This window comes from Humibacillus xanthopallidus, from assembly GCF_006717145.1.
In the GTDB taxonomy this organism is placed as follows: domain Bacteria; phylum Actinomycetota; class Actinomycetes; order Actinomycetales; family Dermatophilaceae; genus Humibacillus; species Humibacillus xanthopallidus.
Map to the genome: position 1 here is coordinate 2379185 of NZ_VFQF01000001.1, position 22509 is coordinate 2401693.

The following is a 22509-nucleotide window of genomic DNA, read 5'->3' on the forward strand; positions in this document are numbered from 1 at the left end:
GGCCAATCGTGGTCGCTCCGCCCCCGTCGAGTGGCCAATGATGGTCGCTCCGTCCCCGTCGAGGGGCCACACCTTGCCGCCGGCATGCCGTCGAGTGGCCAATCGTGGTCGCCCCGCCCCCGTCGAGTGGCCACTCCTTGCCGCCCAACCCGAGTCGAGTGGCCACTCCTTGCCGCCCACCCGAGTCGAGTGGCCACTCCTTGCCGCCCACCCGAGTCGAGGGCCAATGCCGGTCGCTCCGCCCCCGTCGAGTGGCCACACTTTGCCGCCGGTATGCCGTCGAGGGGCCAATCGTGGTCGCCCACCTCCCTCGCTCACTCACGAGCGACGGCGACGTGGCCGTTCGTACTTCGCAGGGGCGAAGAACTGGGGCCCGGCTTCGTGCAACCGCAGCAGGTGAGGACTGCGCCCGAGCGTGACGGCGATCTCTCGGAGCTTCACCGCTCTGGCCATCTCCTCGAAGACATCGGCAGACACGATTTCGAGGTAGCGCCAGTCCCCCTCCTCGATCCGTTCCCTGCGGACCTCGTTCTGCCGACGGTCGGTCTCGCGCGAGTGGAACTCGACGCCCTGGTACTCACCGACCACCCGCTCCTCCTTCCAGCCGAGGTCGCCCATCCCGAGCCAGTCCCCCGAAGGGCTGTAGAGCTCGAGGTTCATCTCCGGCTCAGGCAAGCCGGCTCGCACCACCATGAGCCGTGACCGCGTCTCCATCGCGGATCGCGAACCCATCCGCACCTGTGGCAGTGCGTAGTCCAGGGTCACCTTCCCGCGCGGGCGAACCCTGCGACGAAGCGCCACCGCCAACGACTCGACTGACCGCTCCAGGTTCGCTGCGGCATCGCCCGCCGCGATGATGTCGTCCAGGCCCACGGGTCGCCCGGGCCCGACATACTCCCCCAGATCGACCCAGGTGTCCGCCGGGCTGACGACCGGCAGGCCCGCGATCTCGACGACGCGACGGGTCTCCAACCCGCGGTGACCGACGACCTCCCCACGACGAACGCGGTTGTCTGCCGTTCGCGTCACGATGTGAATGGAGGGATCCTCCTCCAGACATTGCGGCAGCGGCATGCCGTGCAGCCGCGCCGCGGTCGCGCGGGCGAACGCGAAGTCGTTCGGCGCCGCCACCGCGAAGGCGCAGGCTCGCTCGAGCAGCGTCAAGGGAACCTCGACGCTGCGCACACCGGGCGTCGGCGTCCACAGATCCTGGGCGCGCAGGCGACGAGGCGTGACCCCTCGGGCGAGAGCCTCCTGTCGGCTGAAGGGACGAATCATCAGGTCTGAGGGAAGTCGCGACGGCTCCATGGACCGACCTTGGTGACCGTCCGCCCAGGCGGGAAGATGCGGCGCACCGCCTGTGGACGGCGGGGAGCCTGCTCGGGCAGGTGTGGAAACGCGTCCCCGAGTGGCCACTTAACGGCATACCGGCGACAAACGGTGGCCACTCGACGGAGGGCCACCGACGAACTGTGGCCACTCGACGGGTGGCCACCGACGAACTGTGGCCACTCGACTGAGCTCACCCGACGAACTGTGGCCACTCGACGGGGGGCTAGCGACGAACTTTGGCCACTCGACGGGGTGGGGCTAGGTGGGGGGTGAGGTGACCTGGGCGGCGAGGGCGCGGGCGAGCTCGGGCGCCCGGTCGGCGAGGAGGCCGACCGCAAAGAGCAGGTATGCCGTGTCGACCGTCGCGCTCGCCGCACGCGGCACCTTCCAGCCGCCGGCGTGGTCGGCGAGCACCGCCCCGAGCACGTGGGCTCGACCTGCCGGGTCGGTGTGGCGCAGCACTCCGCCGGACCCGATGAGGGTCGTGACGTTGGCCAGCGGGCGAGGCGACTCCGTCGGCTGGGCCGGGCGGGCGTGACGACGCACGGCGACGAGCGCGGCGAGCCGGGCCAGCTCGAGGTCGAGGTGCCGCTCGCCCTCGTCGACGGGGAGCGAGGCGGGGCGCTCGTGGACTCGGGCGGCATACGCCCGCAGCGTGTCAGCGCCGGTGCCGGTGCCGGCGCCCATGCCGAGGAGGTGCTCCGTCTCGGCGGCCTCGATGACGTGCTGCGCGTTCCAGCGCATGCCGAGGTCTCCCTCGACGGTGCGGGCGTGCCAGAGCGGTGCGACGACCTCCTTGTGCAGCGTGGCATCCTCGCCCTCGGGCGTCAGGCAGGAGTAGACGTCGGTCGTGGCTCCACCGATGTCGACGACAAGGACGTCCCCACCGCCCTCCACCGAGGCGAGCACCTCGACGCCGCGCAGCACGACGTCCGGGGTCGCCGCCTCGACCATCGCGCTGAAGGCGGGGTCGCGCGACAGTCCCTTGCCACCGATCACGTGGCGCAGGAAGGCTGCTCGGATCGCGGCCCGCGCCGACTCGGGCGCGATGACGCCGATCTGCGGGAGCACGTTCTCGGCCGCCACTACCGGTCGGCCGGTGGCCTCGAGCGCCGCCACGGCCTCGTCCCGGGCCTCGACGTTGCCCGCGACGACGATGGGGACGGCATGGTCGCCGTGGCCGCCGATGGCCGCCTTCGCGAGCCGAGATGCGTTGTGCAGCAGCACATCCGAGTTGCCTCCGTCGGTGCCGCCGACGAGAAGCACCATGTCGGGTCGGGCGGCGCGCAGCTCCGCCACCCCCGCCGAGGTGAGCTCGCCCGCTGCGACGTGGACGACCTTGGCTCCCGCTGAGAGACCCACCCGGTGCCCGGCCTGGGCGGTGACGGTGCGTTCGTAGCCGACGACAGCAAGCCGCAGCCCTCCCCCGGCACTCGAGCAGGCATGCACCGCAGCGTCGTCCGGCACCTCGAGCATGGAGCGGAGCGTCGCGTAGCCGTCGAGGATGTCGGCCCGCCTGTCTCGCACCCCCCGCACCCCGCCCGTGCCCGTGCCCGTCGTCACCGTCGCGGCGGTGCCGAGCACCGAGCCGTCGTCGGCGAGCAGCACGCCCTTGGTGAAGGTCGAGCCGAAGTCGACGGCGAGAATGGCCATGGGAGAAGGGTGCCGAGCGCCTCAGCCGTGGATGTCGAGCGCCTCGCGCAGGTCGGCGATGAGGTCATCCACGTCCTCGATGCCGACCGAGAGCCGGATGAGGTCTGACGGGACCTCGAGCTCCGTGCCGGCCACCGAGCTGTGCGTCATCCGTCCCGGGTGCTCGATGAGCGACTCGACACCGCCGAGCGACTCGCCGAGCGTCCACAGCTGCACCGCGGCGCACGCCTTGACCGCGGCGTCCTCGCCACGCCGCATACGGAAGCTCACCATGCCGCCGAAGCGCTTCATCTGGCGCGCGGCGACATCGTGGTTCTTGTGCGTGGACAGGCCGGGATAGAGCACCTGCGAGACCCCGTCGTGCCCGCTGAGGAAGTCGACGACCTTCTCGGCGTTGTCGCAGTGCCGCTCCATGCGGATCGCGAGCGTCTTGAGACCGCGCAGAGTGAGCCACGAGTCGAACGGGCCGGCGACCCCACCGATCGAGTTCTGGTGGAAGGCGATTCGCTCCTCAGCGTCCTCGAGACCAGTCACGCGGATGTCGCGCGCGGTCACGACGGCGCCACCGACGACGTCACTGTGCCCCCCGGCATACTTCGTCGTCGAGTGGGTGACGATGTCGGCGCCGAGGGCGAGCGGGCTCTGGAGGTAGGCGGTCGCGAAGGTGTTGTCGACGACGAGCACAGCCCCGGCCTCGTGGGCGATCGCCGCGATGGCCTCGATGTCGGCGATGCCGAGCAGGGGGTTGGTCGGCGTCTCGACCCAGACGAGCTTCGTCTGCCCGGGGCGGATCGCGGCACGTACGGCGTCGAGGTCGCCCATGTCGGCGATGGAGTGCTCGATGCCCTGCGGCCGGGCGACCTTGTTGAAGTAGCGGTAGGTGCCGCCGTAGGCGTCGTTGGGGACGACGACGTGGTCGCCCGGGACGAGCAGCGAGCGGGCCACCGTGTCCTGGCCGGCGAGCCCGGACGCGAACGCGAAGCCGCGGCTGCCGTCCTCGAGCGCCGCGATGCACTCCTCGAGCGCCGTGCGGGTCGGGTTCGCGGAGCGGCTGTACTCGTAGCCGCCGCGGAAGCCGCCGATGCCGTCCTGCTTGTAGGTCGACACCTGGTAGATCGGCGGCACGACGGCCCCGGTCAGCGGGTCGGCCTCCTGGCCGGCGTGGATGGCGCGCGTGGAGAAGCCGTGCTCGTCAGACATGAGGACGAGCCTATGCCCACCCGGGTGAGCGCTCGGCACCGTCTGCGATGCTGCCGCTGTGGCGACACCGTTCGACTACTCCAACCTCAGCGACCGGCCGCGCGGGCCGGGGCTGTCGGCGTTGTCGGCGCTCGTGCCCGGCGTCCGTGCCGTCCAGGAGCAGGTGGGGCCGTATGCCGCCGCGTGGGCCGAGCACAACCGTGCCGTTCTCGAGGGCGCCGGCCCCGTGTGGGTGGCGCTCGGCGACTCGATGACCCAGGGCATCGGTGCGAGCGCTCCCGGCCGGGGCTGGGTCGGTCAGCTCAGCATGCGGCTGCGTGAGCGCGGGTGGGAGCACCGCCTCGTCAACCTCGGCGTCAACGGGGCGAGAGTCGACGACGTCTGCGACCGGCAGCTGCCCGCGCTCGACGCGCTGTCGGCCCGGACCGGCCCTGTGGCCCTCGTGACCGTCGTCATCGGGTCCAACGACGTCGTCGTGCCGCGGCACCGGCGGGGCGTGGTCACCCGCTTCGCGTCGATGCTCGACCGGCTGCCGCACGGCGCCGTCGTCGCCAACCTGCCGAACCCCCACCGTGAGGCGCGAGCCATCGACGACCTGCTCCGCGAGCGTGACGAGGCGGGTTCGCTCGTGCTGGCAGACATGCGACGGGAGGGGCCTCGCTCGTGGCGAGGCCGACTGTCGTCAGACCTCTTCCACCCCAACGATCGCGGGTATGCCGAGATGGCCACGGTCCTCGAGCGCGCCGTCGAGCGGTCGCGGATCGTCTGACCCTGGGAGCTGCCCAACGTCCGACCCGCGGAGTCACGGATCGTCTCATCCGCGGAACGCACTGCGTGGCAACAGATCTCGCCCGCGTCAGGTGATGTCGTGGTCGCGCGCCCACAGCGCCGCGCTCGTGCGGTCGGACACACCGATGCGGCGGAAGACGTTGCCGAGGTGGACCTTGACGGTCCTCTCGCTGATGCCGAGCGTGCGGGCGATCTGCTTGTTGGCCAGGCCCTTGGCGACGTGCGAGAGGACCTCGCGCTCCCGACCGCTCAGCGAGACGTCGGACGCGCCACGGTCTGCCGAGGGCAGCAGCGCCCGGGCCACCCGGGGGTCGAGTGGGGCGTGCCCGGCCGCGGCCGCCCGCACCGCCTCGAGCACGTCCCTCGGCTCGCTGTCCTTGAGCAGGTAGCCCACGGCTCCCGCCTCGAGCGCCGAGCGCACCCGCTCCGCCTCGGCGAAGGACGTGAGCACGACGACGGGCGTCTCGAGCCCCGCAGCGCGCAGCCTCCGGATCGCCTCGATGCCGTCGACGCCGGGCATTGACAGGTCCATGAGCACGACGTCGGGGGCCGCCTCGCTGACGACGGTCACCGCCTGCGCGCCGTCACCGGCCTCGCCGACGACCTGGAGGTCGGGGCTCGCGTCGATGATGGTGCGCAGGCCGGCGCGCACGAGCCGGTGGTCGTCGACGACGACGACGCTCGTCACGACGGCTCCCCCACCGGGATGGCCAGACGCCACCGCGTGCCGCCGCCGGGCGACGACGACACCCGGAGGACCGCACCGACGTCGGTCGCGAGGTCGGCGAGCACTCTCACCCCGAAGTGACCCTCCTGGGACGGGAGCGTGGTGGGGTCGAAACCCACCCCGTCGTCGTCGATCGCGAGCACGACCCGCTGACTCCGGTCACTGCTGTCCGGGGCGAGATCTCCTGTGTCCGTGGGATCCCCGAGCGACAGGGTCACGACCACACGGGTCGCCTCCGCATGCTTGACGACGTTGCGCAGGCACTCACGCGTCATGCGGTGCACCACCTGCTGCTCGGTCCGGCCGAGCCGGGCGACCGCAGCGTCGTCGACGTGGACCTCGACGGCGACGCCCCTGCCCTCGAGCGGTCGCGCGAGGTCGGTGATCGCTGCCGCGAGGCCCGCGTCGGCGAGTCGGGCGGGGTAGATGTCGACGAGCAGCGAGCGGAGGCTCGCGACGCTCGACCGCACCGTCGAGCCGGCCTCGGCGATGGTCGAGGCGAGCGCGCCGCGCCCCTCGGCCCTGGCCACCTCCGCGGCGCCGGTGACGGCAAGAGAGCTGGCGACGAGATCCTGCACCGGCCCGTCGTGCAGGTCGGCCGCGATGCGTCGCCGCTCCCCGTCAGACGCGTCGACCGCTCGGCGAAGCAACGACTCCCGCTGCGACTGCGCCGCCTGCAGCCGGTCGAGCAGGCGCCAGATGATCGGCGCCATGAGCACGAGGAGCAGCAGGAGGCTGCTCGCGAGCACTCCTGCAAGGCCGCGCCACAGGTCGAAGGCGCGAGCCTGGACCGGGGCGTAGTCGCCGTAGACCTCGAAGAGCAGCTCGGCCCCCGAGGGGGTCCAGACGGGGCGGTAGACCTCGAGCAGCTTGCCGCCGTAGCGCTCGAACTCGTTCTCCGAGCGGTCGAGGTCGGAGACCTCGGCCCGGGTCTGCGGGTGGGCGAGGGTGTCGCGCTGCTCCTCCCCGAGCGTGAAGCGCTGCCCGACGAGGCGCGACTCGTCCGCATAGACGACGGTGCCGTCGGGCTTCCACAGCTTGACCCGGACGATCCCGTTGGGCAGCACGCTCTCGCGCACCACCCGGTCGAGGCTGTCGTATGCCGCCTGGTCCCCCGCGAGCAACGCGTCAGTCAGTGCCGGCTGGACGACCGACAGGGCCAGCAGGTTGGTCGTGTGGGCAGCGTCGTTCACCGCCTCGCGCTCAGCCAGGCGGCTGGCCGCGAACGACGTGCCGACGACGACCACGGCGAAAACGGCCAGGGCGGCGAGGCCGAGCTGCACGAGCGTCCGTCGCCGGGTCGGCAGCGGCCGCACGGGGGGCACGGCCGCGCCGTCGGCGAGCGTCCACCACGAGGGAGGGGCGTGGTGGGCCTGCTCGCCGACGGCCCCCGACACGGGAAGGGGCTGGGTGACCCCTGCCGTCTGTGCCGTGACCGGCACCGGCACGGTGTCCTCGGTGGCCTCGCTGGCCTCGGTGTCCTCGACGTTGCGGACGTCCCCCGTGGCCGGGCGGTGGATGTCGGGCATGGTCAGCTGTCGTCTCCACCGGAGTCGTCGGAGCCGTGCCCGCCCGAGGAGCGTCCGGCAGAGTCGTCGCTGCCCGAGTCGTCGGAGCCGTGGCGCCCCGAGCCCGACGAGCCGGACGAGCCCGACGAGCCCGATGAGCCGCCGTGGTCGTCACCCGGCTCCGACGTGCGCGTACCGGCCGGACGGTCGCCGCCGTGGTCGTCACCCGGCTCCGACGTGCGCGTACCGGCCGGACGGTCGCCACCGTGGTCGTCACCCGGCTCCGACGTGCGCGTGGCGGCGGGGGTCGGCGTGCCGGAGGAGTCGTCGTCGTTCGTCACGAGCTGCGCCGACGCGGGCACCCTAGTGGGCACGGACTGGGCGAAGGAGCTGTTGCCGACGAGGCCGAGCGTGGCAGGCACGAGCGCGGCAACGGCGGCGAAGGCGAGAGTGAGTCGTCGCATGGGAGTGGACCTTTCCTGTGGGTGAGTCTCGCAGACCGGGAGGGTGGGCCGGTCCGGATGCCTCGAGGCGGTCCGGCTCGGTCGTCTTCTGCAATGGATCCACCGTGCCGCCACGACACGGACACCCACCATCGGGCTTTGGTCCTAGTACCTCCGGCGCCAGGTGCACCCAACCGGCCCAATCCGCGACGATGAGCCGATGCGAGGAGGACACTCAGGAGCATGGCCACGCGCAACTTCGTGTGTCTCCTCCTCGGCCACAAATGGAGCCGGGAGCGGATGCCCAACCGCACCCTGCGGCTCACCTGCAAGCGCTGCGGCGACGTCGACGTCGTCGAGAAGGACTTCGACGTCGGCAGGTTCGGTGGCCCCGGCGGCAGCCTCGGCGGCGGCGGGGGTGGCGGCGCCGGGGTCGGCTTCTGACCTGTCTGCTCGCGGCGCTACAGGTCCTTCGCCCATTCGCGCGACCAGCCCGTCGGCCGGAAGCCCAGACGCTCGTTGATCGCGATCATGTGGACGTTCGTGTCGGCGTTCCACGTGCGCACCGCCGTCACGTCCGGCTTCTCCCGTTGCAGGGCGCGCAGGTTGGCCACCTTGAGGGCGAGCCCGAGCGCGTTCCCGCGGTGCTCGCGCAGGACCAGCGTGTCGGTCTGGACGGCACGCCTGGGGTCGCCGGGCCGCACGACGATGTCGGTGAAGCCGACGAGGCGCCCCGACGGCACGTGCCGCACCACCGACTCGACCGCCCAGATCGGGCTGGGCGTGTTCCACTGCTGCCGCACCCGCTCGGCGTCCCACTCCTGCTCGTCGAGGTCGATGTCGCCCGTCGGCGCGTCGGTGCTCATCCGCCGCGCGAGCAGGGCCCGGTCCTCGAGCCACTCCTCCGGCAGCGCATCGACCGCCGTCTCCACGACGTATGCCGCAGGGTCCAGTCGCGGGTCGAGCGCGGCCAGCGTCTCTCCGGACACCGGCAACGACAGGTCCTGGCTGACGTGCGTCTGGGTCAGGCGATACCCGTGGGCGAGGGCGAAAGCCGTTGCGGATCCACCGGATTCGTCCGGCGAGTCCGCATGGTCGTGAATCCGTGCGCAACCCGCCTCGCGCAGGAGCCACTCGCAGTGCTCCAGCAGGCGCGACCCGTGCCCGCGGCGCTGGTGGTCCGGGTGGACCGAGTGCGACACTCCCGCGGTCTCCGTGTTGTCGCGCTCGTGCTGGATGGTCTGCGCGACGGCGACCGGCGCGTCGCCGCCGCCACCAGCGAGCAGGTCCCCCTCCGACGCCCACAGCGCGAAGGCACGCCGGTGCTCGGCCCGGCGCGGGGCGATGTCGAGCAGCTCCTCCACCGTGAGCACCGGCGCGCCCTCGCCCCACAGTGCCCGGCTGGCTGCGTTGTGCACCCCGACCCATTGCTCCGACAGGGGGCCACCAGGCACCAGCGTCAGCTCGTCGATGCGCCACTTCACAAGCGCGCCCCCACCTTCTTCTGCCACTCACGGCTGTAGCCGTCGACGGTGTAGCCGAGGCGGCGGTTGACGGCGAGCATGTGCGTGTTGGACGCCGCGTTCCACGTCCGCACTGACGTCACCTCGGGCAGCTCGTCCATGAGCCGCAGGGCGTTCGCCGCCTTGAGTCGCAGGCCCAGTCCGTGACCGCGGTGCTCGCGCAGCACGAGCGTGTCCTGCTGGTAGGCCAGATCGGGCTCGCCTGCCGAGACCGAGACCGTGGTGAAGCCGACGAGGCGACCCGAGGGCAGGTGCCGCGCCACCGTCTCGACGATGCGGCGGCCCGAGGCCCGCGAGCGCTCGTAGGACGCCCTCAGGCGGTCGGCGTCCCACACCTCCTCCTCGACGTCGAGGTCGTCCGACGGGGCGTCCGTGCTCATCCGCTGCTGCAGGACGGCGCGGTCCTCGAGCCACTCCTGCGGCATGTGGTCGACGAAGGACTCGAACCCGTAGTCGTCACCAGCACCGGAACCGGCACCGGCACCGTCACCGGCACCGTCACCGGACAGCACCGCGGCGACCGCGTCCCGGTCCGCCGGCAGCGCCATGTCGCTGCGCAGCATCGTCAACCCGATCGCGAAGCCGTGTGCCCTCGCAAAGCCCTCCGAGAGGTCGGCGGCCCCGTGCGCCCACTCCGTCTCGGCGTTGAACACGCTGCGCCCGTGCGCGGCACCGAGCCGCTCGGCCTCGGCGAGCAGCGCGGAGCCGAACCCCCAGCCCCGGTGGGCGGGGTCGACCGAGAGCCAGAGCAGGGCGAGCGACGTGTTGTCGGCGCGCGGCATGATGACGTCGAGCGCTCCGACCATCTCGCCGCCCCGCCAGGCAGCTCGCGGGACCCGCAGCTTCTCGCCTGACCGGTGGAAGGCGCGGATCTCCTCGAGCGTCCACGAGCTCCCCCGGTCGCCGAAGAGCTCGCGCTGCACGGCCGCGTGGATCCCGGTCCAGCGCTCGGCGTCGGGGAGGCAGTTGTCGTCGAGCAGGTCGATGGGTCGGATCTCGAAGTCGGCGCTCACGCGCCCGAGTCTGTCGAGCCGGCCCCAGCGAGGCGACCCCTTTTGCCGAGGAGCCCGCACGACGGCATACGCCCTCGGTGGGGAGCGACGGCGAAACGCGTTGCGGCGCCAAGGCCCCCGGCCTACCCTCGAACCATGCACCATGCCCAGCAGACGACGACGCCGGACCTCTCCGGCGCGCTGCTGCTGCTCTAGCACCCACGCACACCCACGCCCCGGGAGTCGACTCCGGGGCGTTCGTCGTCTCCGGGGTCGGCCCGCGGCCGACCCGAAGGAGACCGCCATGCCCGACCACCGGGACCTCAACCACGACCTCGACGTCTTTGCGACCGACCCGCTCGCCGGAGCCGGTCTGCCCCTCTGGCTGCCCGCCGGCTCCGTCATCAGGGACGAGCTCGAACGCCTCGCCCGCGACCTCGCCCACGCCGACGGCTGCGTCGGCGTGCACACCCCGGTGCTCGGCAAGCGGGCCCTCTTCGAGCAGTCCGGGCACTGGGCCAAGTTCGAGGACGACATGTTCCCGTCCATGCGGCTCGGTGAAGAGGAGGTGGTGCTGCGCCCCGCGAACTGCCCGCACCACGCGCTCGTCTATTCGGCCCGCAGCCACTCCTACCGGGAGCTGCCGATCCGGCTCAACGAGCTGGCGCCGATGTTCCGCGCCGAGCGGTCCGGCGTGCTGTCGGGGCTCACCCGCGTGCGGCAGATCAGCCTCGACGACACCCACGTCTTCTGCCGTCCCGACCAGGCCGGCGAGGAGGCGGCGCGAGGCCTGCGGGCGGCGCTCGAGGCACAGCGCATCCTCGGCCTGCCCGTGCACCACGTTCGCCTCTCGCTGCGCGACGGCTCCGACGCCTGGCTGGGCAGCCGGGAGCAGTGGGAGGCCACTCAGGACGCCCTCCGCGAGGCGGCCTTGGAGGTGCTCGTGGGCCACGACCTCCCGCTCGTCGAGGCCGCGGGCGAGGCCGCCTTCTACGGGCCGAAGCTCGACCTGCAGGTCGTCGACGCGCGCGGCCATGAGGAGACCATCGCGACCGTCCAGGTCGACTTCAACCAGCCGGAGCGTTTCGACCTGACCTACCACGGCGAGGACGGCGGGCGGCACCGCGTCGTCATGATCCACCGCGGCACCGTCGGCTCGATGGAGCGCGTCACCGCGGCACTGCTCGAACGCTACGACGGCCGCCTCCCGCTGTGGCTGGCCCCGGTGCAGGTGGCCGTGCTGCCGGTGTCGGAGCAGCAGGACGCCTCCGCCCGAGGGCTCGTCGACGCACTGCGCGCCGAAGGCGTACGCGTCGAGCTCGCTCCCGAGGACTCGCTCGGCGCGCGCATCCGGGAGTGCCGTCGGCGTCGCGTCACCGTCCTCGCCGTCGTCGGCGCACGTGAGGCTGCCGACGGGGCGGCCCAGGTCACCGACGTCGCATCCGGGTTCCGTGCCGTCGTCCCGATGCGCCAGCTGGTCGAGCGGGTCGTCGCAGCCCGCGACCACCGCCGGCCGCTCACCGACTGGGCCTGACGGCCGGGCCTGACGACCGGGCACGGCCACGCGGCATACGGGCTGGCCCCCACGGCATACGGGAGGGTGCTCGAGCGTTACAGGGACGTAAGTCGCTGACGAGACGAAGGATGTGACCCCGGCATGGTGTTCGGATTCGGCAAGAAGACCCAGATGCCCGCTCGCGAGGACGCGCTGCGCGGCCGCGACACCCGCCCGTATGCCGTGAACCCCACCCACGTCGTGCTCGGCACGCCGCTCGAGGGGCCGTGGCCCGACGGGTCCGAGGTGATGTACGTCGCGATGGGCTGCTTCTGGGGCGTGGAGCGGATCTTCTGGAAGCAGGACGGGGTCATCTCGACCGCGGCCGGCTACATGGGCGGCTACACCCCCAACCCCACCTACGAGGAGACCTGCACGGGCCTCACCGGCCACGCCGAGACGGTGCGCGTCGTCTACGACCCCACCCGAACGAGCCCCGAGCTGCTGCTCAAGGCGTTCTGGGAGAACCACGACCCGACGACGGCCAACCGCCAGGGCAACGACATCGGCACGGCCTACCGCTCCGCGATCTACTGGACGACCGAGGGCCAACGGCTCGCGGCCGAGGCGACGCGTGAGGCGTTCCAGAAGGTGCTCGACGACAACGGTCTGGGGCAGATCTCGACCGAGATCCGCTCGGCCGACGACGCGGGACCGTTCTACCTCGCCGAGGACTACCACCAGGGCTACCTGCACAAGAACCCCGGCGGCTACTGCAACCACGGCCCGAACGGACTCACCTGCCCGGTCGGCATCGTGCGCCAGGACCAGCTGCCCTCGCAGCAGGAGATCGCTCCCCCGGCCTGACGCGGCCTGACGCGGCTTGACCCGCCCTGAACCCGGCCCACGGCACCGGGCCACCCCGCGCGGGTGGCTCGGTGCCGCCGTGTTCAGAGGGTGAAGACCTCGCGGAGGGTGCGGAGCACGCCGTCGTCGGTGTTGGCCGGGGCGACGTGCCGCGCCGCCTGCAGCACCGCGGGGTGGGCGTTGGCCATCGCGTAGGAGTGCACGGCCGCCCCGAGCATCTCGAGGTCGTTGAGGTAGTCGCCGAAGGCCATCGTCTGGGCGGCCGTGATGCCGAGCGCCCCCTGCAGCTCGCGCACGGCGAGGCCCTTGTGCACCCCGACCCCCATGACGTCGACCCAGTGGTGACCGGAGACGACGACCTGCTGCGGCGCGCAGAACGCCGCCAGGTCGGGGCCGGTCACGGCGGTGGGGTCACCGAAGTCGTGGACGGCGAGCTTGAGCACCTCGTCCTCGACGGCAGTGAGGTCGTCGGTGGTCGTGAGGCGCGCGTAGTAGCGCTCGACCTCGCCGAGGAAGGCGTCGTCGGTGCGCTCGATCCACGCCGACGTCTTGCCGCAGAGCACCACTCCGAGGTCGACGCCCCGAGCTCCGAGCCGGCGGGTGTGCTCGACGACGCCCCGCGACCAGGCGAGGTCGAGGGTGTGCGAGCTGACCTCGGCGCCGTCACGCGTGACGTAGGCACCGTTCTCGGCGATGACGACGAGGTCGTCCGACACCTCGGTGAAGAGCCGGGCGATCGTCGCGTGCTGTCGGCCGCTCGCCGGGGCCACGTCGACGCCGCGCTCGCGCAACGCGCGGATCGTCGCGACGGTGTCGTCGGGCAGCTCGCCGGCGCCGTCGAGCAGCGTGCCGTCGAGGTCGACGACCACCAGCCTGATGTCGGCGGGGTCGGGACCCGCCTCGCGGACCGATGCGGAGTCACGGTCGCGGAGGTCGACGGCGGAACGGGGTTCGGTGGCAGGTGCAGACGTCATCGACGCCAGCGTATGCCGCGCGGGGTGCGGCCTCGCTCACCGTTCCGGCGCCCGGACGCCCTGCAGTGGCAGGATGCCGCCATGGCCGACAAGAGCTTCCACCTCAGCCGCGAGACGACGATCGCGGCGCCCGCGGAGCGCATCCACACGCTCATCAACGACTTCCACGAGTGGCGCGCGTGGTCGCCGTGGGAGGGGCTCGACCCGGCGATGGAGCGTGCCTACGACGGCGCGGCCTCAGGCGTCGGGGCCGTCTATGCGTGGAAGGGCAACAGCAAGGCGGGTGAGGGTCGCATGGAGATCGTCGAGTCGCAGCCGCGCAGCGTCGGCGTCGACCTGCTCTTCGCCGCCCCGATGAAGGCGCACAACCGGGTCGACTTCACCCTGACCCCCGTCGGCGACGACGGCGGGAGCACCCACGTCGAGTGGGCCATGACCGGCCCGCAGAACTTCGTCATGCGCGTCATGAGCAAGGTCTGGTCGATGGAGAAGCTCGTCGGCCCCGACCTCGAGAAGGGCCTCGCGAAGCTCAAGCAGGTCGCCGAGTCCGCGTGACCCGGTCGACGAGCGCGGGTGGCCGGGTCATCCGCACCGCGACCCGCGACGACGTGCCCGCCATGGTGGCCCTGCTCGCCGACGACCCGCTCGGCGCGGCGCGCGAGGACCCGGCCGACACGCAGACGTATGCGGCGGCATACGACCGCGTGGCAGCTGACCCCGCTCAGCGCCTCGTCGTCGCGGAGCGCGACGGGACGGTCCTCGCCACCCTCCAGCTCACCGTCATCCCCGGGCTGAGCCGCCGCGGCGCGACCCGCTCTGTCATCGAGGGCGTCCGCGTCGCACGGGACGAACGGGGCAGCGGGCTCGGCACCGAGCTCATCACCTGGGCGATCGAGGAGTCACGTCGCGCCGGCTGCTCGCTCGTGCAGCTGACGAGCGATGCGAGCCGCACCGACGCCCGCCGCTTCTACGAGCGGCTCGGCTTCGAGGCCTCCCACATCGGGTTCAAGCTGCCCCTGGGCCCCTGACGGGCCCACCTCCGCGGCAACACACCGAGCAGTCGTCAACGCCGCGTGGCATTCCCGCCGGGGTTGACGACTGCTCGGTGTGTTGCGGGGAAGCGGGGGTCAGAAGATGCGGACCCGCTCGTCCTCCGGCAGCCACATGGCGTCGTCGGGCTTCACGGCGAAGGCCTCGTGGAACTCGCTGACGTTGCGCACCGCGTTGCCGCGCACGTCCTGGGGCGAGTGCGGGTCGATGGCGAGCAGGCGGATCGCCTCGGCCTCGCGGGCCTTGCCGCGCCACACCTGGGCCCAGCCGATGAAGAAGCGCTGCGACCCGGTGAAGCCGTCGACCTCGGGCATGCCCTCCTCCTCGGTCGCGATGCGGTAGGCCGCGTAGCCGATCTGCAGACCGCCGAGGTCGCCGATGTTCTCGCCGACGGTGAGGGCGCCGTTGACCGTGTGCGTGTCGTCGAGCCCGGCCGGCACGTAGGCGTTGAACTGCTCGATGAGCCGCTTCGCCAGCGCGTCGAAGCGCTCCCGGTCGGCCTCGGTCCACCAGTCGCGCAGGGCGCCGGTGCCGTCGTAGCGCGACCCCTGGTCGTCGAACCCGTGACCGAGCTCATGCCCGATGACCGCGCCGATGCCGCCGTAGTTGACGGCGTCGTCGGCCTCGAGGTCGAAGAACGGCGGCTGGAGGATGGCGGCCGGGAAGACGATCTCGTTCATCGACGGCATGTAGTAGGCGTTGACCGTCTGGGGCAGCATGTGCCACTCGGTGCGGTCGATCGGCAGCCCGATCTTCGCGAGGTTGCGGTCGATCTCGAAGGCCGTGCTGCGGCGCACGTTGCCCGCGAGGTCGTGGGCGACGATCTCGATGGAGGAGTAGTCGCGCCACACGTCGGGGTAGCCGATCTTGGGCGTGAAGGCGTCGAGCTTGGCGATCGCCTCGGCACGCGTCTCGGGGCTCATCCACTCGAGCGAGGAGAACGACCGCCGGAAGGCCTCGACGAGGTTGGCGACGAGGTGCTGCATGCGGTCCTTGGCGGCCGGCGGGAACCAGCGCTCCGCATACAGCTGGCCGACGGCCTCGCCGATGCAGCTCTCGACGAGGCTCACGCCCCGCTTCCACCGCTCGCGGTTGTCGGGCTGGCCGGACAGGGTGCGCCCGTAGAAGTCGAAGTTCTCGTCGACGAGTGACTGCGGCAGCAGCGGCGCGAACTCCGAGAGCACCCGCCACGTCAGCCACGAGCGCCAGTCGTCGAGGTCGACGGACTGCATCGCCGCACCGAGCGCGCTGACGAAGCTCGGCTCGCGCACGACGACCTTGGCGAAGGAACCCACGGGCGCCTGCAGCCCGAGCAGCCATGAATCCCAAGGGAACTGGGGCGCCAGAGCCTTGGCCTCGTCGAGCGTGTGCGCGTTGTACGTCTTGATCGCGTCGCGCGTCGTCACGTTGTCCCAGTGCGCCGAGGCGAGCAGCGTCTCGAGCGCCATGATGCGCTCCGACTTCGCCTCCGCCTCAGGGATACCGGCGAGGGCGAGGAGCCGCCCGATGTGCGCGACGTAGGCGGTGCGGATCTCGGCGTACTTCTCCTCGCGGTAGTAGGACTCGTCGGGCAGCCCGAGCCCGTGCTGCTCGAGGTAGACGACGTAGTCCTCCGGCGAGCGCTGGTCGGGGCCGACCCAGTGCCCGAGCGGACCGTCCACGCCGTCGCGCTCGAGGCGGCCGAGCGCCGAGCCGAGACTCTCGAGGTCGGTCACCGACGCGACGTCGGCGAGGAGCGCCTGCAGCGGCGCGAGGCCCAGCTCCTCGATGCGCTCGGTGCCCATGAAGCTCGCATAGAGGTCGCCGACCTGCTGCTGCGGCGTGCCCGGCTCGCCGTCGTGGCCTGCGGCCGCCTCCTCGATGAGGTCCCGCACCCGCGCGGTCGACTCCTCGCGCAGCACGTCGAACGTTCCGAAGCGCGCCCGGTCACCGGGGATCTCGGTCGTGTCGATCCACGTGCCGTTGACGAAGCGGAAGAGGTCGTCCTGCGGCCGCGTCGAACGGTCGAAGGCATCGAGGTCGATCCCGGACTTCATGGCCACCTGGCTGCTCCCTTCAGCGTCGCCGAGCCAGCCGGCCCGACCGTGCCGAGCCTAACCACGCGAGGCCGCCCGCGTGCCGCTGCCCCGCTGGGTCCCGTGCGGGGTGTCGTGGACGCAGGGGTATGCCGTCCGGCGCGGGCCCGTCTCCCACGCCGGACGGCATACGTCCTCCTCAGCGGCGCAGCCGGCCGATGAGCACGCCGGCGAGCCCGACGAGGAGGAGGAGACCGCCGAGCGCGCCGATGAGGGCGGGCCCGACGATGCGGAACTCGAGGCTCGCGTCGCTGACGTTGACGACGATGACGTAGGCGGAGACGAGCATCGCGAGCAGGCCGAGGACGACCGCCCCCGGGCGCGGGCCCTTGCGCACGGTGACCTGGGCGTAGGTGCGCTGCGGGGCGGCCCCCTGGCCCCAGGACTGCGGGGCGGGCGGCGGCAGGTGCGACAGGCGGGCCGCAGTGTCGCCAGTTTCGCCGGTGTCGGCTGCTGTCTCGCTCGTGACGTCGTCGGGCACCGGGGTGGCCGGCTCGACCCGGAAGGGCGTCGGGGAGGGCACGGCCTGCGTGTGCTGCGTCGCGATCGTCGTCGTCGGGTCGCCCACGGGGTCCGGCGTCAGGTTCGCTGTCGGGTCCGGGGTGGCGGGGGCTGCAGGGTCTGTGGCGGGGTCTGTCGTGGGGTCTGTCGTCGAGTAGGAGGTGGGGTCGGCCGTCGGGTCGGGGTGCTGGGTCATCGAGGGCTCCGTGTCGAGGATGTCGGCGGGTTCGCTTGGGGTGGTGGGCTGCTCGCGCTCGGTCATGACGCGCTCCGGACGACGATCTGGCCCATGCCGAGCTCGGCGTCGACGACGATCTCGGGTGGGGCGCCCTTCGGTCCGAAGGTGAGGGTCTCGGCGATGTCGGGTCCGCCACTGGCCACGCGGGTCGGGTCGTCTGCCTCGCGCATCGACGAGCCCTGCGCCTGCGACCCGGCCGGGGCGTCGACCTCGCCGAGCCGGGCTCGCGTGTTGACGGTCACGGCGACGTCCTTCGGCACGACGATGGTGAGCTGGCCGACGCCCATCGTGGCCGTGACGACGTCCGGGCTAACGGTCGTCGCGCGGTACTCCGCGTTGGTGAGGTCGACGGTCATCTCACCGAGGCCGAGCTGGAAGTTCTGGTCCCCGGCCATCGACGTGACGACGTGCTTCGGGTCGCCGACCTGGAACGGCCGGGTCAGCCCCGCCGGTGCGGCGGTGGTGGCGATGGCCGCGGCCATCCCTACGACGGCGAAGAAGGCGAGGCCTCCGGCGCGACGGCCGGCGAGGCCACCGATGACGATGGCAAGGCCGAGCACGCCCACACCCGCGGCGATCCCGATGGCGGTGGGGTTGCCCGCCCAGCCGGCCGTGGTCGCGACCTGGTGCATGACGACACCGCTGACGAGCGCGAGCCCGAGGACGAGCAGACCACCCGCGAAGCCGATCGAGCGCACACGCTCCCGCGGGGGCGCGGCGACCGGCCCCGGGGTCCACGGCTGGTTCGGTGCCGAGGCGAAGCCCGCACCGCCCGAGGCCGGGTCGGCCCCGGGGGTGCCGGCCATGCCGGCCGGCGTGGTTGCTCCGGCCGCGCCGGTCGTGCCCGTCGTGGCACCCGCGCCGAAGGCCGCACCGGCGTTGGCGGCGGCGTTGCCCGTCGACGCCCCGGTGCCCCCGACGCCGGAGCCTCCGCCGCGCCACGGCTTGTTCACCATGAGGTCGCGGCCGGTGTCCGTGCGGGTGAGGAACCACCAGGCGCCGAGCACGAGGAGGGCGAAGCCGAAGATCCGCGCGCCGTGGAAGTCGCCGCCCCACCACGGGGCGCCCCCGAGCACGGCCAGCACGGTGATGACGAGCAGGAAGATCGAGCCGCCGTCGCCGTCCTTGAGCGCGCGCTCGACGGGCAGCCGGCCGCGGTCGTCGGGCATGAGCAGCCACAGCACGAGGTAGAGCGTGACGCCGATGCCGAAGAAGATGGAGAAGAGGATGAAGCCGGCGCGCACCACGAGGGGGTCGACGCCGAGCCAGCGGGCGATGCCGCCGGCCACACCGGCGAACCACCGCTCGTCGGTGCCCCGCACGATGCCGGGCCGGCGCAGCGCTGCGTAGAAGCCGTCGAGGCCGTGGCCCTGACTCGGGGCCTGGTTGCTGTTCGTCATGTCTCCAGAGTGGCCCCGGCCGGGTGCGGCAACCATGAGGGTCGACCCTGAGCAGACCCTGACGCGACCCCCAAACCCGGCCCAGAGGGTCGCCGCCACCCCTCGGGGTGGGCGAGGATGGTCAGGTGACGACGGCATCGAGCAGTGAGGAGGGCGCCGTGCAGCAACCGCAGCAACCGCAGCTCCACTCGCAGCCGCAGCCGCTGGCGTCGACCCCGACGCCGACGCCGACGCAGCCGGCGAGTGGCCCACTGCCCGCGTGGCGCGCCAAGCCGCGTCCGCCGCTCGTGCGCCACCGCGGCGACAAGGTGCTTGCAGGAGTCGCGGCGGGCCTCGCCGCCCACCTCGGCCTGCCGGTCGGCTGGGTGCGCGTGGCCTTCGTCGCCTCGAGCATCCCCTTCGGCGCAGGGGTCGTCGTCTACATCTTCCTGTGGGCCACGATGCGCGAGGAAGGTTCTGCCGCAACCCTTTCCGGTATGCCGTCCGCCTCCTCGGCCGTCGGCGCCACCGTGGTCTCGTCCACCAGTGCGCCTGCTGCCGGTGCGGACCCCGGAGCCGGACCGGGTGCGATCCCGTCCACGGTGGGGAGCGGGGTGACCGGGTCGTCGTCCGTGTCGCCGCACCCGCACCACGGCATCGACCTGGCCGGTCTGCGGTCGTGGCTGCGCAACAGCAACCAGGCGGTCGTCATCACCCTGCTCGGCGTCGCCGCGCTGGTGGCGGCCGCGGCACTCTGGCTCGGTAGCGCCGGCTTCGACGTGCACGCCGAGGTCGTCGTGCCAGTGGTCGCCATCGTCATCGGGGCGATCTTCTTCTGGTCGCAGCTCGACGACTCGAGCCCCCTCGGCGGCCGGCGTCCCGTGCGGTGGATCTGGCTCGTCGTGGGGCTCGGCTTCACCCTGCTCGGCCTCGTGGCCCTCCTCGTGCGTGGCACCAACATCACCGAGGTGTGGCAGGTCCTCGGTGCCGTGCTCGCCGCGCTCGTCGGCATCTCGGTGCTCTGCGCGCCGTGGATCCTGCGCCTCTGGACCAACCTGCGCGAGGAGCAGACGGCACGCATCCGGGCGACCGAGCGCGCCGACATCGCCGCGCACCTGCACGACTCGGTGCTGCAGACCCTCGCCCTCATCCAGCGGCAGTCGACCGACTCCGCGACCGTGGCCCGACTCGCGCGCGCCCAGGAGCGCCAGCTGCGCAGCTACCTCTACGACGAGGACTCCCGCGCGGGCACGCTCGGCGCCGCGCTCACGGCGGCCATGGGTGAGGTCGAGGACCTCCAGGGCGTTCCCGTGCAGCTCGTCGTCACGGGCGACCGGCCGATGGACCAGCACCTCGATGCCCTCGTCAAGGCGGTGCGCGAGGCCACGTGGAACGCCGTGCGACACGCGAGCCCGCCCGTGAGCGCCTATGTCGAGGTGGGGCCCGACGCCGTCGAGGCCTTCGTGCGCGACCACGGGGCCGGCTTCGACCTCGACGCCGTGCCCGACGACCGGGCGGGTGTGCGCGAGTCGATCATCGGCCGGATGGAGCGCCACGGCGGCACGGCCCGCATCCGGCGCCGCGCCGACGGCACCGAGGTCGAGCTGCGCCTGCCCGTCGGCGACCCCGACACAGCGACGCCGACACCTGCTACGACGCCGACGCCGACGGCCGCCCCGCCACCGACGTCCCCGGCCACAACCGAGACCACCCCTCCGCCCACATCCGTGACCGAGCCGCAGGAGCAGCCTTCATGACCGACCCGCGGACCATCCGCATCGTCATCGTCGATGACCACCACATGTTCCGCACCGGGGTCCGGTCGGAGCTGACGTCCCTCGCGGGCTCCGCCGGCCTCTCCAGCCCCGCGACCTTCCGCCTCGAGATCGTCGGCGAGGCCGGAGCCGTCGAGTCGGCCACGCAGGTGATCACGGCGGAGAAGCCCGACGTCGTGCTCCTCGACGTCCACCTCCCCGGCGGCAACGGGCACGGTGGCGCCGACGTCATCCGGGCCTGCGCCGGGCTCGAGTCGCAGGCGGGAGTGCCCGTGCGCTTCCTCGCCCTGTCCGTGTCCGACGCCGCCGAGGACGTCATCGCCGTCATCCGTGCCGGCGCCCGGGGCTACGTGACGAAGACAATCAGTGCCGAGGAGCTGCTCACGGCGATCGGTCGGGTCGCCGACGGTGACGCCGTCTTCAGCCCGCGTCTCGCCGGCTTCGTCCTCGACGCCTTCGGGGCGGCGGCGGGCGAGGTCGCGGAGATCGACGAGGAGCTCGACCGCCTGTCGGCCCGCGAGCGCGAGGTCATGCGCCTCATCGCCCGGGGCTACCAGTACAAGGAGGTCGCCAAGGAGCTCTTCATCTCCGTCAAGACCGTCGAGACCCACGTCAGCTCGGTGCTGCGCAAGCTCCAGCTCAGCTCGCGCCACGAGCTCACCGCCTGGGCCCTGGGGCGCCGCCTCCTCTGACCCCCTTCAATCGAGAGAGCAGTTCGTCGGCACACCCGGGCGTGCGAATCCCGACGAAGTGCTCTTTCGATTGGGGCATGGCACCCTCGTTCACCCCCGGCGCCCCCTCCCGATCGCGAGCGCCTTGGGCCGCCGCCTCCTCTGACCCCCCACCAATCGAGAGAGCAGTTCGTCGGGCTCACCGGGCGTGCGAATCCCGACGAAGTGCTCTTTCGATTGGGCATGGCCCCCTCGTTCACCCCCGGCGCCCCGTCCCGATCGCGAGCGCACCCCTCTCGATTGGCTCAGGTGGTGCTGACGAAGCGGCGCAGGGCCGTGACGATGATGTCGGGCGCGTCCGTGTGCACCCAGTGACCCGCGCCCTTGATGGTGAAGAGCCGGGTGCGCGGGAAGTGCGCCCGCATCCGCTCGCCGTCCTCCCGCTTGACGTAGCGCGAGTCGCCGCCGGCCACCCACAGCACCGGCCCGTCGTAGGGCGGCAGCGCGTCGGCCTCCTCGGGCCAGGCGGCGATGCGTGACTCCGCCCCCCGCGCGGCGTCGGCGGCGATGAGGTCGAGGTTGACCTGCCACCGCCATGTGTGGCCCTCGCGGCGCAGGTTCTGCAGGAGGAACGCCTTGACGCCGGCGTCAGGCTCCTCGAACCGGGCCTCCGCGTCACCTCGGCTCGTCAGCTCGCCGAGTGGCAGCCGCTGCATCTCGCCGATGTAGCCCTCGAAGCGCTCGAGCGAGACGTAGTCCTTGGGCGCGATGTCGACGACGACGAGACGCTCCACGAGCTCGGGGTGCAGCAGCGCGACGAACATCGCGACCTTGCCGCCCAGCGAGTGCCCGACGACCGTCCACGCCTCCCCGGGCGCGTGGGCCCGGAGCGTCGCTGCCACCGCGTCGGCGTATGCCGCGAAGGAGAAGTCCGCCGACCAGGGCGAGCGTCCGTGGTCGGGCAGGTCGACGAGCAGGCACCGCGCGTCCGCGCCGTGCGGCCCACTCACCGCCTTGGCGATCTGGGTCCAGTTGCGGCCCTGCCCGAAGAGCCCGTGCAGGAAGGCGATCCGCGGACCTGACGTGCCCACCGAGAGCGTGTTGAGCGACGTGGAGCTGGCGGTCTCGGGAGTAGCGGACGGCATGCCGCGAGCCTACGCGCGCCGGACGGCATACCTCACCGGGGTGCGCGGGCTGCGTGAGCGGCTGCGCGAGCACGTCCACGCACGACCTCACGGCCCGGAGTCGGGGCAGTGAGAGCGATGTAACGGGGGCTTCACGGCGGCTCGGTCGAGGGGCAACACGGCGTCCCTAGCG

General features: G+C 72.3%; 21 protein-coding genes. 8 read left to right on the forward strand and 13 right to left on the reverse strand.

The features are described from left to right. Window positions 1-318: 318 nt before the first annotated feature. The 3 genes from FHX52_RS10425 to FHX52_RS10435 form a co-directional block, all read right to left on the reverse strand. Window positions 319-1278, reverse strand: coding sequence for a hypothetical protein (locus FHX52_RS10425; RefSeq protein ID WP_141821817.1), 960 nt, complete (start codon window positions 1276-1278; stop codon window positions 319-321). A 312-nt stretch (window positions 1279-1590) separates the two neighbouring features. After that, window positions 1591-2985: a glutamate mutase L gene (locus FHX52_RS10430; RefSeq protein ID WP_141821818.1), complete on the reverse strand. Its 1395-nt coding sequence runs from the start codon at window positions 2983-2985 to the stop codon at window positions 1591-1593. Window positions 2986-3006: 21 nt separating this feature from the next. After that, window positions 3007-4185, reverse strand: coding sequence for a cystathionine gamma-synthase (locus FHX52_RS10435; RefSeq protein WP_141821819.1), 1179 nt, complete (start codon window positions 4183-4185; stop codon window positions 3007-3009). A gap of 58 nt (window positions 4186-4243) precedes the next feature. On the opposite strand from FHX52_RS10435, the gene FHX52_RS10440 reads away from it, so the two are divergent. After that, entirely contained in the window at window positions 4244-4954 is a 711-nt protein-coding gene (locus FHX52_RS10440; RefSeq protein ID WP_141821820.1) for an SGNH/GDSL hydrolase family protein, read from the forward strand. An 87-nt stretch (window positions 4955-5041) separates the two neighbouring features. Here FHX52_RS10440 and FHX52_RS10445 read toward each other — a convergent pair whose 3' ends face one another. Genes FHX52_RS10445 through FHX52_RS10455 form a run of 3 tightly spaced genes read right to left on the reverse strand, consistent with a single transcriptional unit; the run spans window position 5042 to window position 7673 of the window. After that, window positions 5042-5662 carry a response regulator gene (locus FHX52_RS10445; RefSeq protein ID WP_141821821.1) on the reverse strand — a complete coding sequence of 207 codons (621 nt, stop codon included), beginning with the start codon at window positions 5660-5662 and terminating at the stop codon, window positions 5042-5044. Continuing rightward, window positions 5659-7230 carry a sensor histidine kinase gene (locus FHX52_RS10450; protein ID WP_141821822.1) on the reverse strand — a complete coding sequence of 524 codons (1572 nt, stop codon included), beginning with the start codon at window positions 7228-7230 and terminating at the stop codon, window positions 5659-5661. The genes FHX52_RS10445 and FHX52_RS10450 overlap by 4 nt, the downstream gene beginning before the upstream one ends. 2 nt (window positions 7231-7232) lie before the next feature. After that, complete coding sequence (locus FHX52_RS10455) at window positions 7233-7673, reverse strand: hypothetical protein (protein WP_141821823.1); 441 nt, start codon at window positions 7671-7673, stop codon at window positions 7233-7235. Window positions 7674-7895: 222 nt separating this feature from the next. On the opposite strand from FHX52_RS10455, the gene FHX52_RS10460 reads away from it, so the two are divergent. After that, window positions 7896-8096 carry a DUF1660 family phage protein gene (locus FHX52_RS10460; RefSeq protein WP_141821824.1) on the forward strand — a complete coding sequence of 67 codons (201 nt, stop codon included), beginning with the start codon at window positions 7896-7898 and terminating at the stop codon, window positions 8094-8096. A gap of 17 nt (window positions 8097-8113) precedes the next feature. Here the strand turns inward: FHX52_RS10460 and FHX52_RS10465 are convergent, their stop codons facing one another. Both FHX52_RS10465 and FHX52_RS10470 read right to left on the reverse strand, forming a co-directional pair. After that, window positions 8114-9136, reverse strand: a complete 1023-nt coding sequence (locus FHX52_RS10465) for a GNAT family N-acetyltransferase (protein ID WP_141821825.1) — start codon at window positions 9134-9136, stop codon at window positions 8114-8116. After that, window positions 9133-10188: a GNAT family N-acetyltransferase gene (locus FHX52_RS10470; protein ID WP_141821826.1), complete on the reverse strand. Its 1056-nt coding sequence runs from the start codon at window positions 10186-10188 to the stop codon at window positions 9133-9135. The genes FHX52_RS10465 and FHX52_RS10470 overlap by 4 nt, the downstream gene beginning before the upstream one ends. A 283-nt stretch (window positions 10189-10471) precedes the next feature. Between FHX52_RS10470 and thrS the strand changes: the two genes are divergently transcribed. Both thrS and msrA read left to right on the forward strand, forming a co-directional pair. Further along, window positions 10472-11701, forward strand: coding sequence for a threonine--tRNA ligase (gene thrS, locus FHX52_RS10475; RefSeq protein ID WP_141821827.1), 1230 nt, complete (start codon window positions 10472-10474; stop codon window positions 11699-11701). 123 nt (window positions 11702-11824) lie between these two features. Beyond that, window positions 11825-12529 carry a peptide-methionine (S)-S-oxide reductase MsrA gene (msrA, locus tag FHX52_RS10480; protein ID WP_141821828.1) on the forward strand — a complete coding sequence of 235 codons (705 nt, stop codon included), beginning with the start codon at window positions 11825-11827 and terminating at the stop codon, window positions 12527-12529. Window positions 12530-12612: 83 nt separating this feature from the next. Here msrA and FHX52_RS10485 read toward each other — a convergent pair whose 3' ends face one another. Further along, the gene (locus FHX52_RS10485; protein WP_141821829.1) at window positions 12613-13503 is read right to left on the reverse strand and encodes an HAD family hydrolase; all 891 of its coding nucleotides are present in this window, start codon (window positions 13501-13503) and stop codon (window positions 12613-12615) included. Between the two features lie 81 nt (window positions 13504-13584). Here FHX52_RS10485 and FHX52_RS10490 point away from each other — a divergent pair, with 81 nt between their 5' ends. Beyond that, a complete protein-coding gene (locus FHX52_RS10490; RefSeq protein WP_141821830.1) occupies window positions 13585-14058 on the forward strand; it encodes an SRPBCC family protein in 474 nt (157 codons plus the stop codon). Beyond that, window positions 14055-14531 carry a GNAT family N-acetyltransferase gene (locus tag FHX52_RS10495; RefSeq protein WP_281287989.1) on the forward strand — a complete coding sequence of 159 codons (477 nt, stop codon included), beginning with the start codon at window positions 14055-14057 and terminating at the stop codon, window positions 14529-14531. The genes FHX52_RS10490 and FHX52_RS10495 overlap by 4 nt, the downstream gene beginning before the upstream one ends. A gap of 99 nt (window positions 14532-14630) precedes the next feature. Here the strand turns inward: FHX52_RS10495 and FHX52_RS10500 are convergent, their stop codons facing one another. The 3 genes from FHX52_RS10500 to FHX52_RS10510 all read right to left on the reverse strand — a co-directional run bounded on the left by FHX52_RS10500 (window position 14631) and on the right by FHX52_RS10510 (window position 18767). Next, on the reverse strand, window positions 14631-16589 hold the full coding sequence (locus FHX52_RS10500) for a M13 family metallopeptidase (RefSeq protein WP_141822166.1): 1959 nt from the start codon (window positions 16587-16589) through the stop codon (window positions 14631-14633). Between the two features lie 178 nt (window positions 16590-16767). After that, window positions 16768-17391, reverse strand: a complete 624-nt coding sequence (locus FHX52_RS10505) for a hypothetical protein (RefSeq protein ID WP_141821831.1) — start codon at window positions 17389-17391, stop codon at window positions 16768-16770. Further along, a complete protein-coding gene (locus FHX52_RS10510; protein ID WP_185747183.1) occupies window positions 17388-18767 on the reverse strand; it encodes a PspC domain-containing protein in 1380 nt (459 codons plus the stop codon). Before FHX52_RS10510 ends, FHX52_RS10505 begins: the two co-directional genes overlap by 4 nt. 125 nt (window positions 18768-18892) lie before the next feature. On the opposite strand from FHX52_RS10510, the gene FHX52_RS10515 reads away from it, so the two are divergent. Then, window positions 18893-20503: an ATP-binding protein gene (locus FHX52_RS10515; protein ID WP_246069801.1), complete on the forward strand. Its 1611-nt coding sequence runs from the start codon at window positions 18893-18895 to the stop codon at window positions 20501-20503. Continuing rightward, window positions 20500-21213, forward strand: coding sequence for a LuxR C-terminal-related transcriptional regulator (locus FHX52_RS10520; RefSeq protein ID WP_141821833.1), 714 nt, complete (start codon window positions 20500-20502; stop codon window positions 21211-21213). Before FHX52_RS10515 ends, FHX52_RS10520 begins: the two co-directional genes overlap by 4 nt. Before the next feature lie 284 nt (window positions 21214-21497). Here FHX52_RS10520 and FHX52_RS10525 read toward each other — a convergent pair whose 3' ends face one another. Beyond that, window positions 21498-22337: an alpha/beta fold hydrolase gene (locus FHX52_RS10525; RefSeq protein ID WP_141821834.1), complete on the reverse strand. Its 840-nt coding sequence runs from the start codon at window positions 22335-22337 to the stop codon at window positions 21498-21500. Window positions 22338-22509 lie beyond the last annotated feature (172 nt).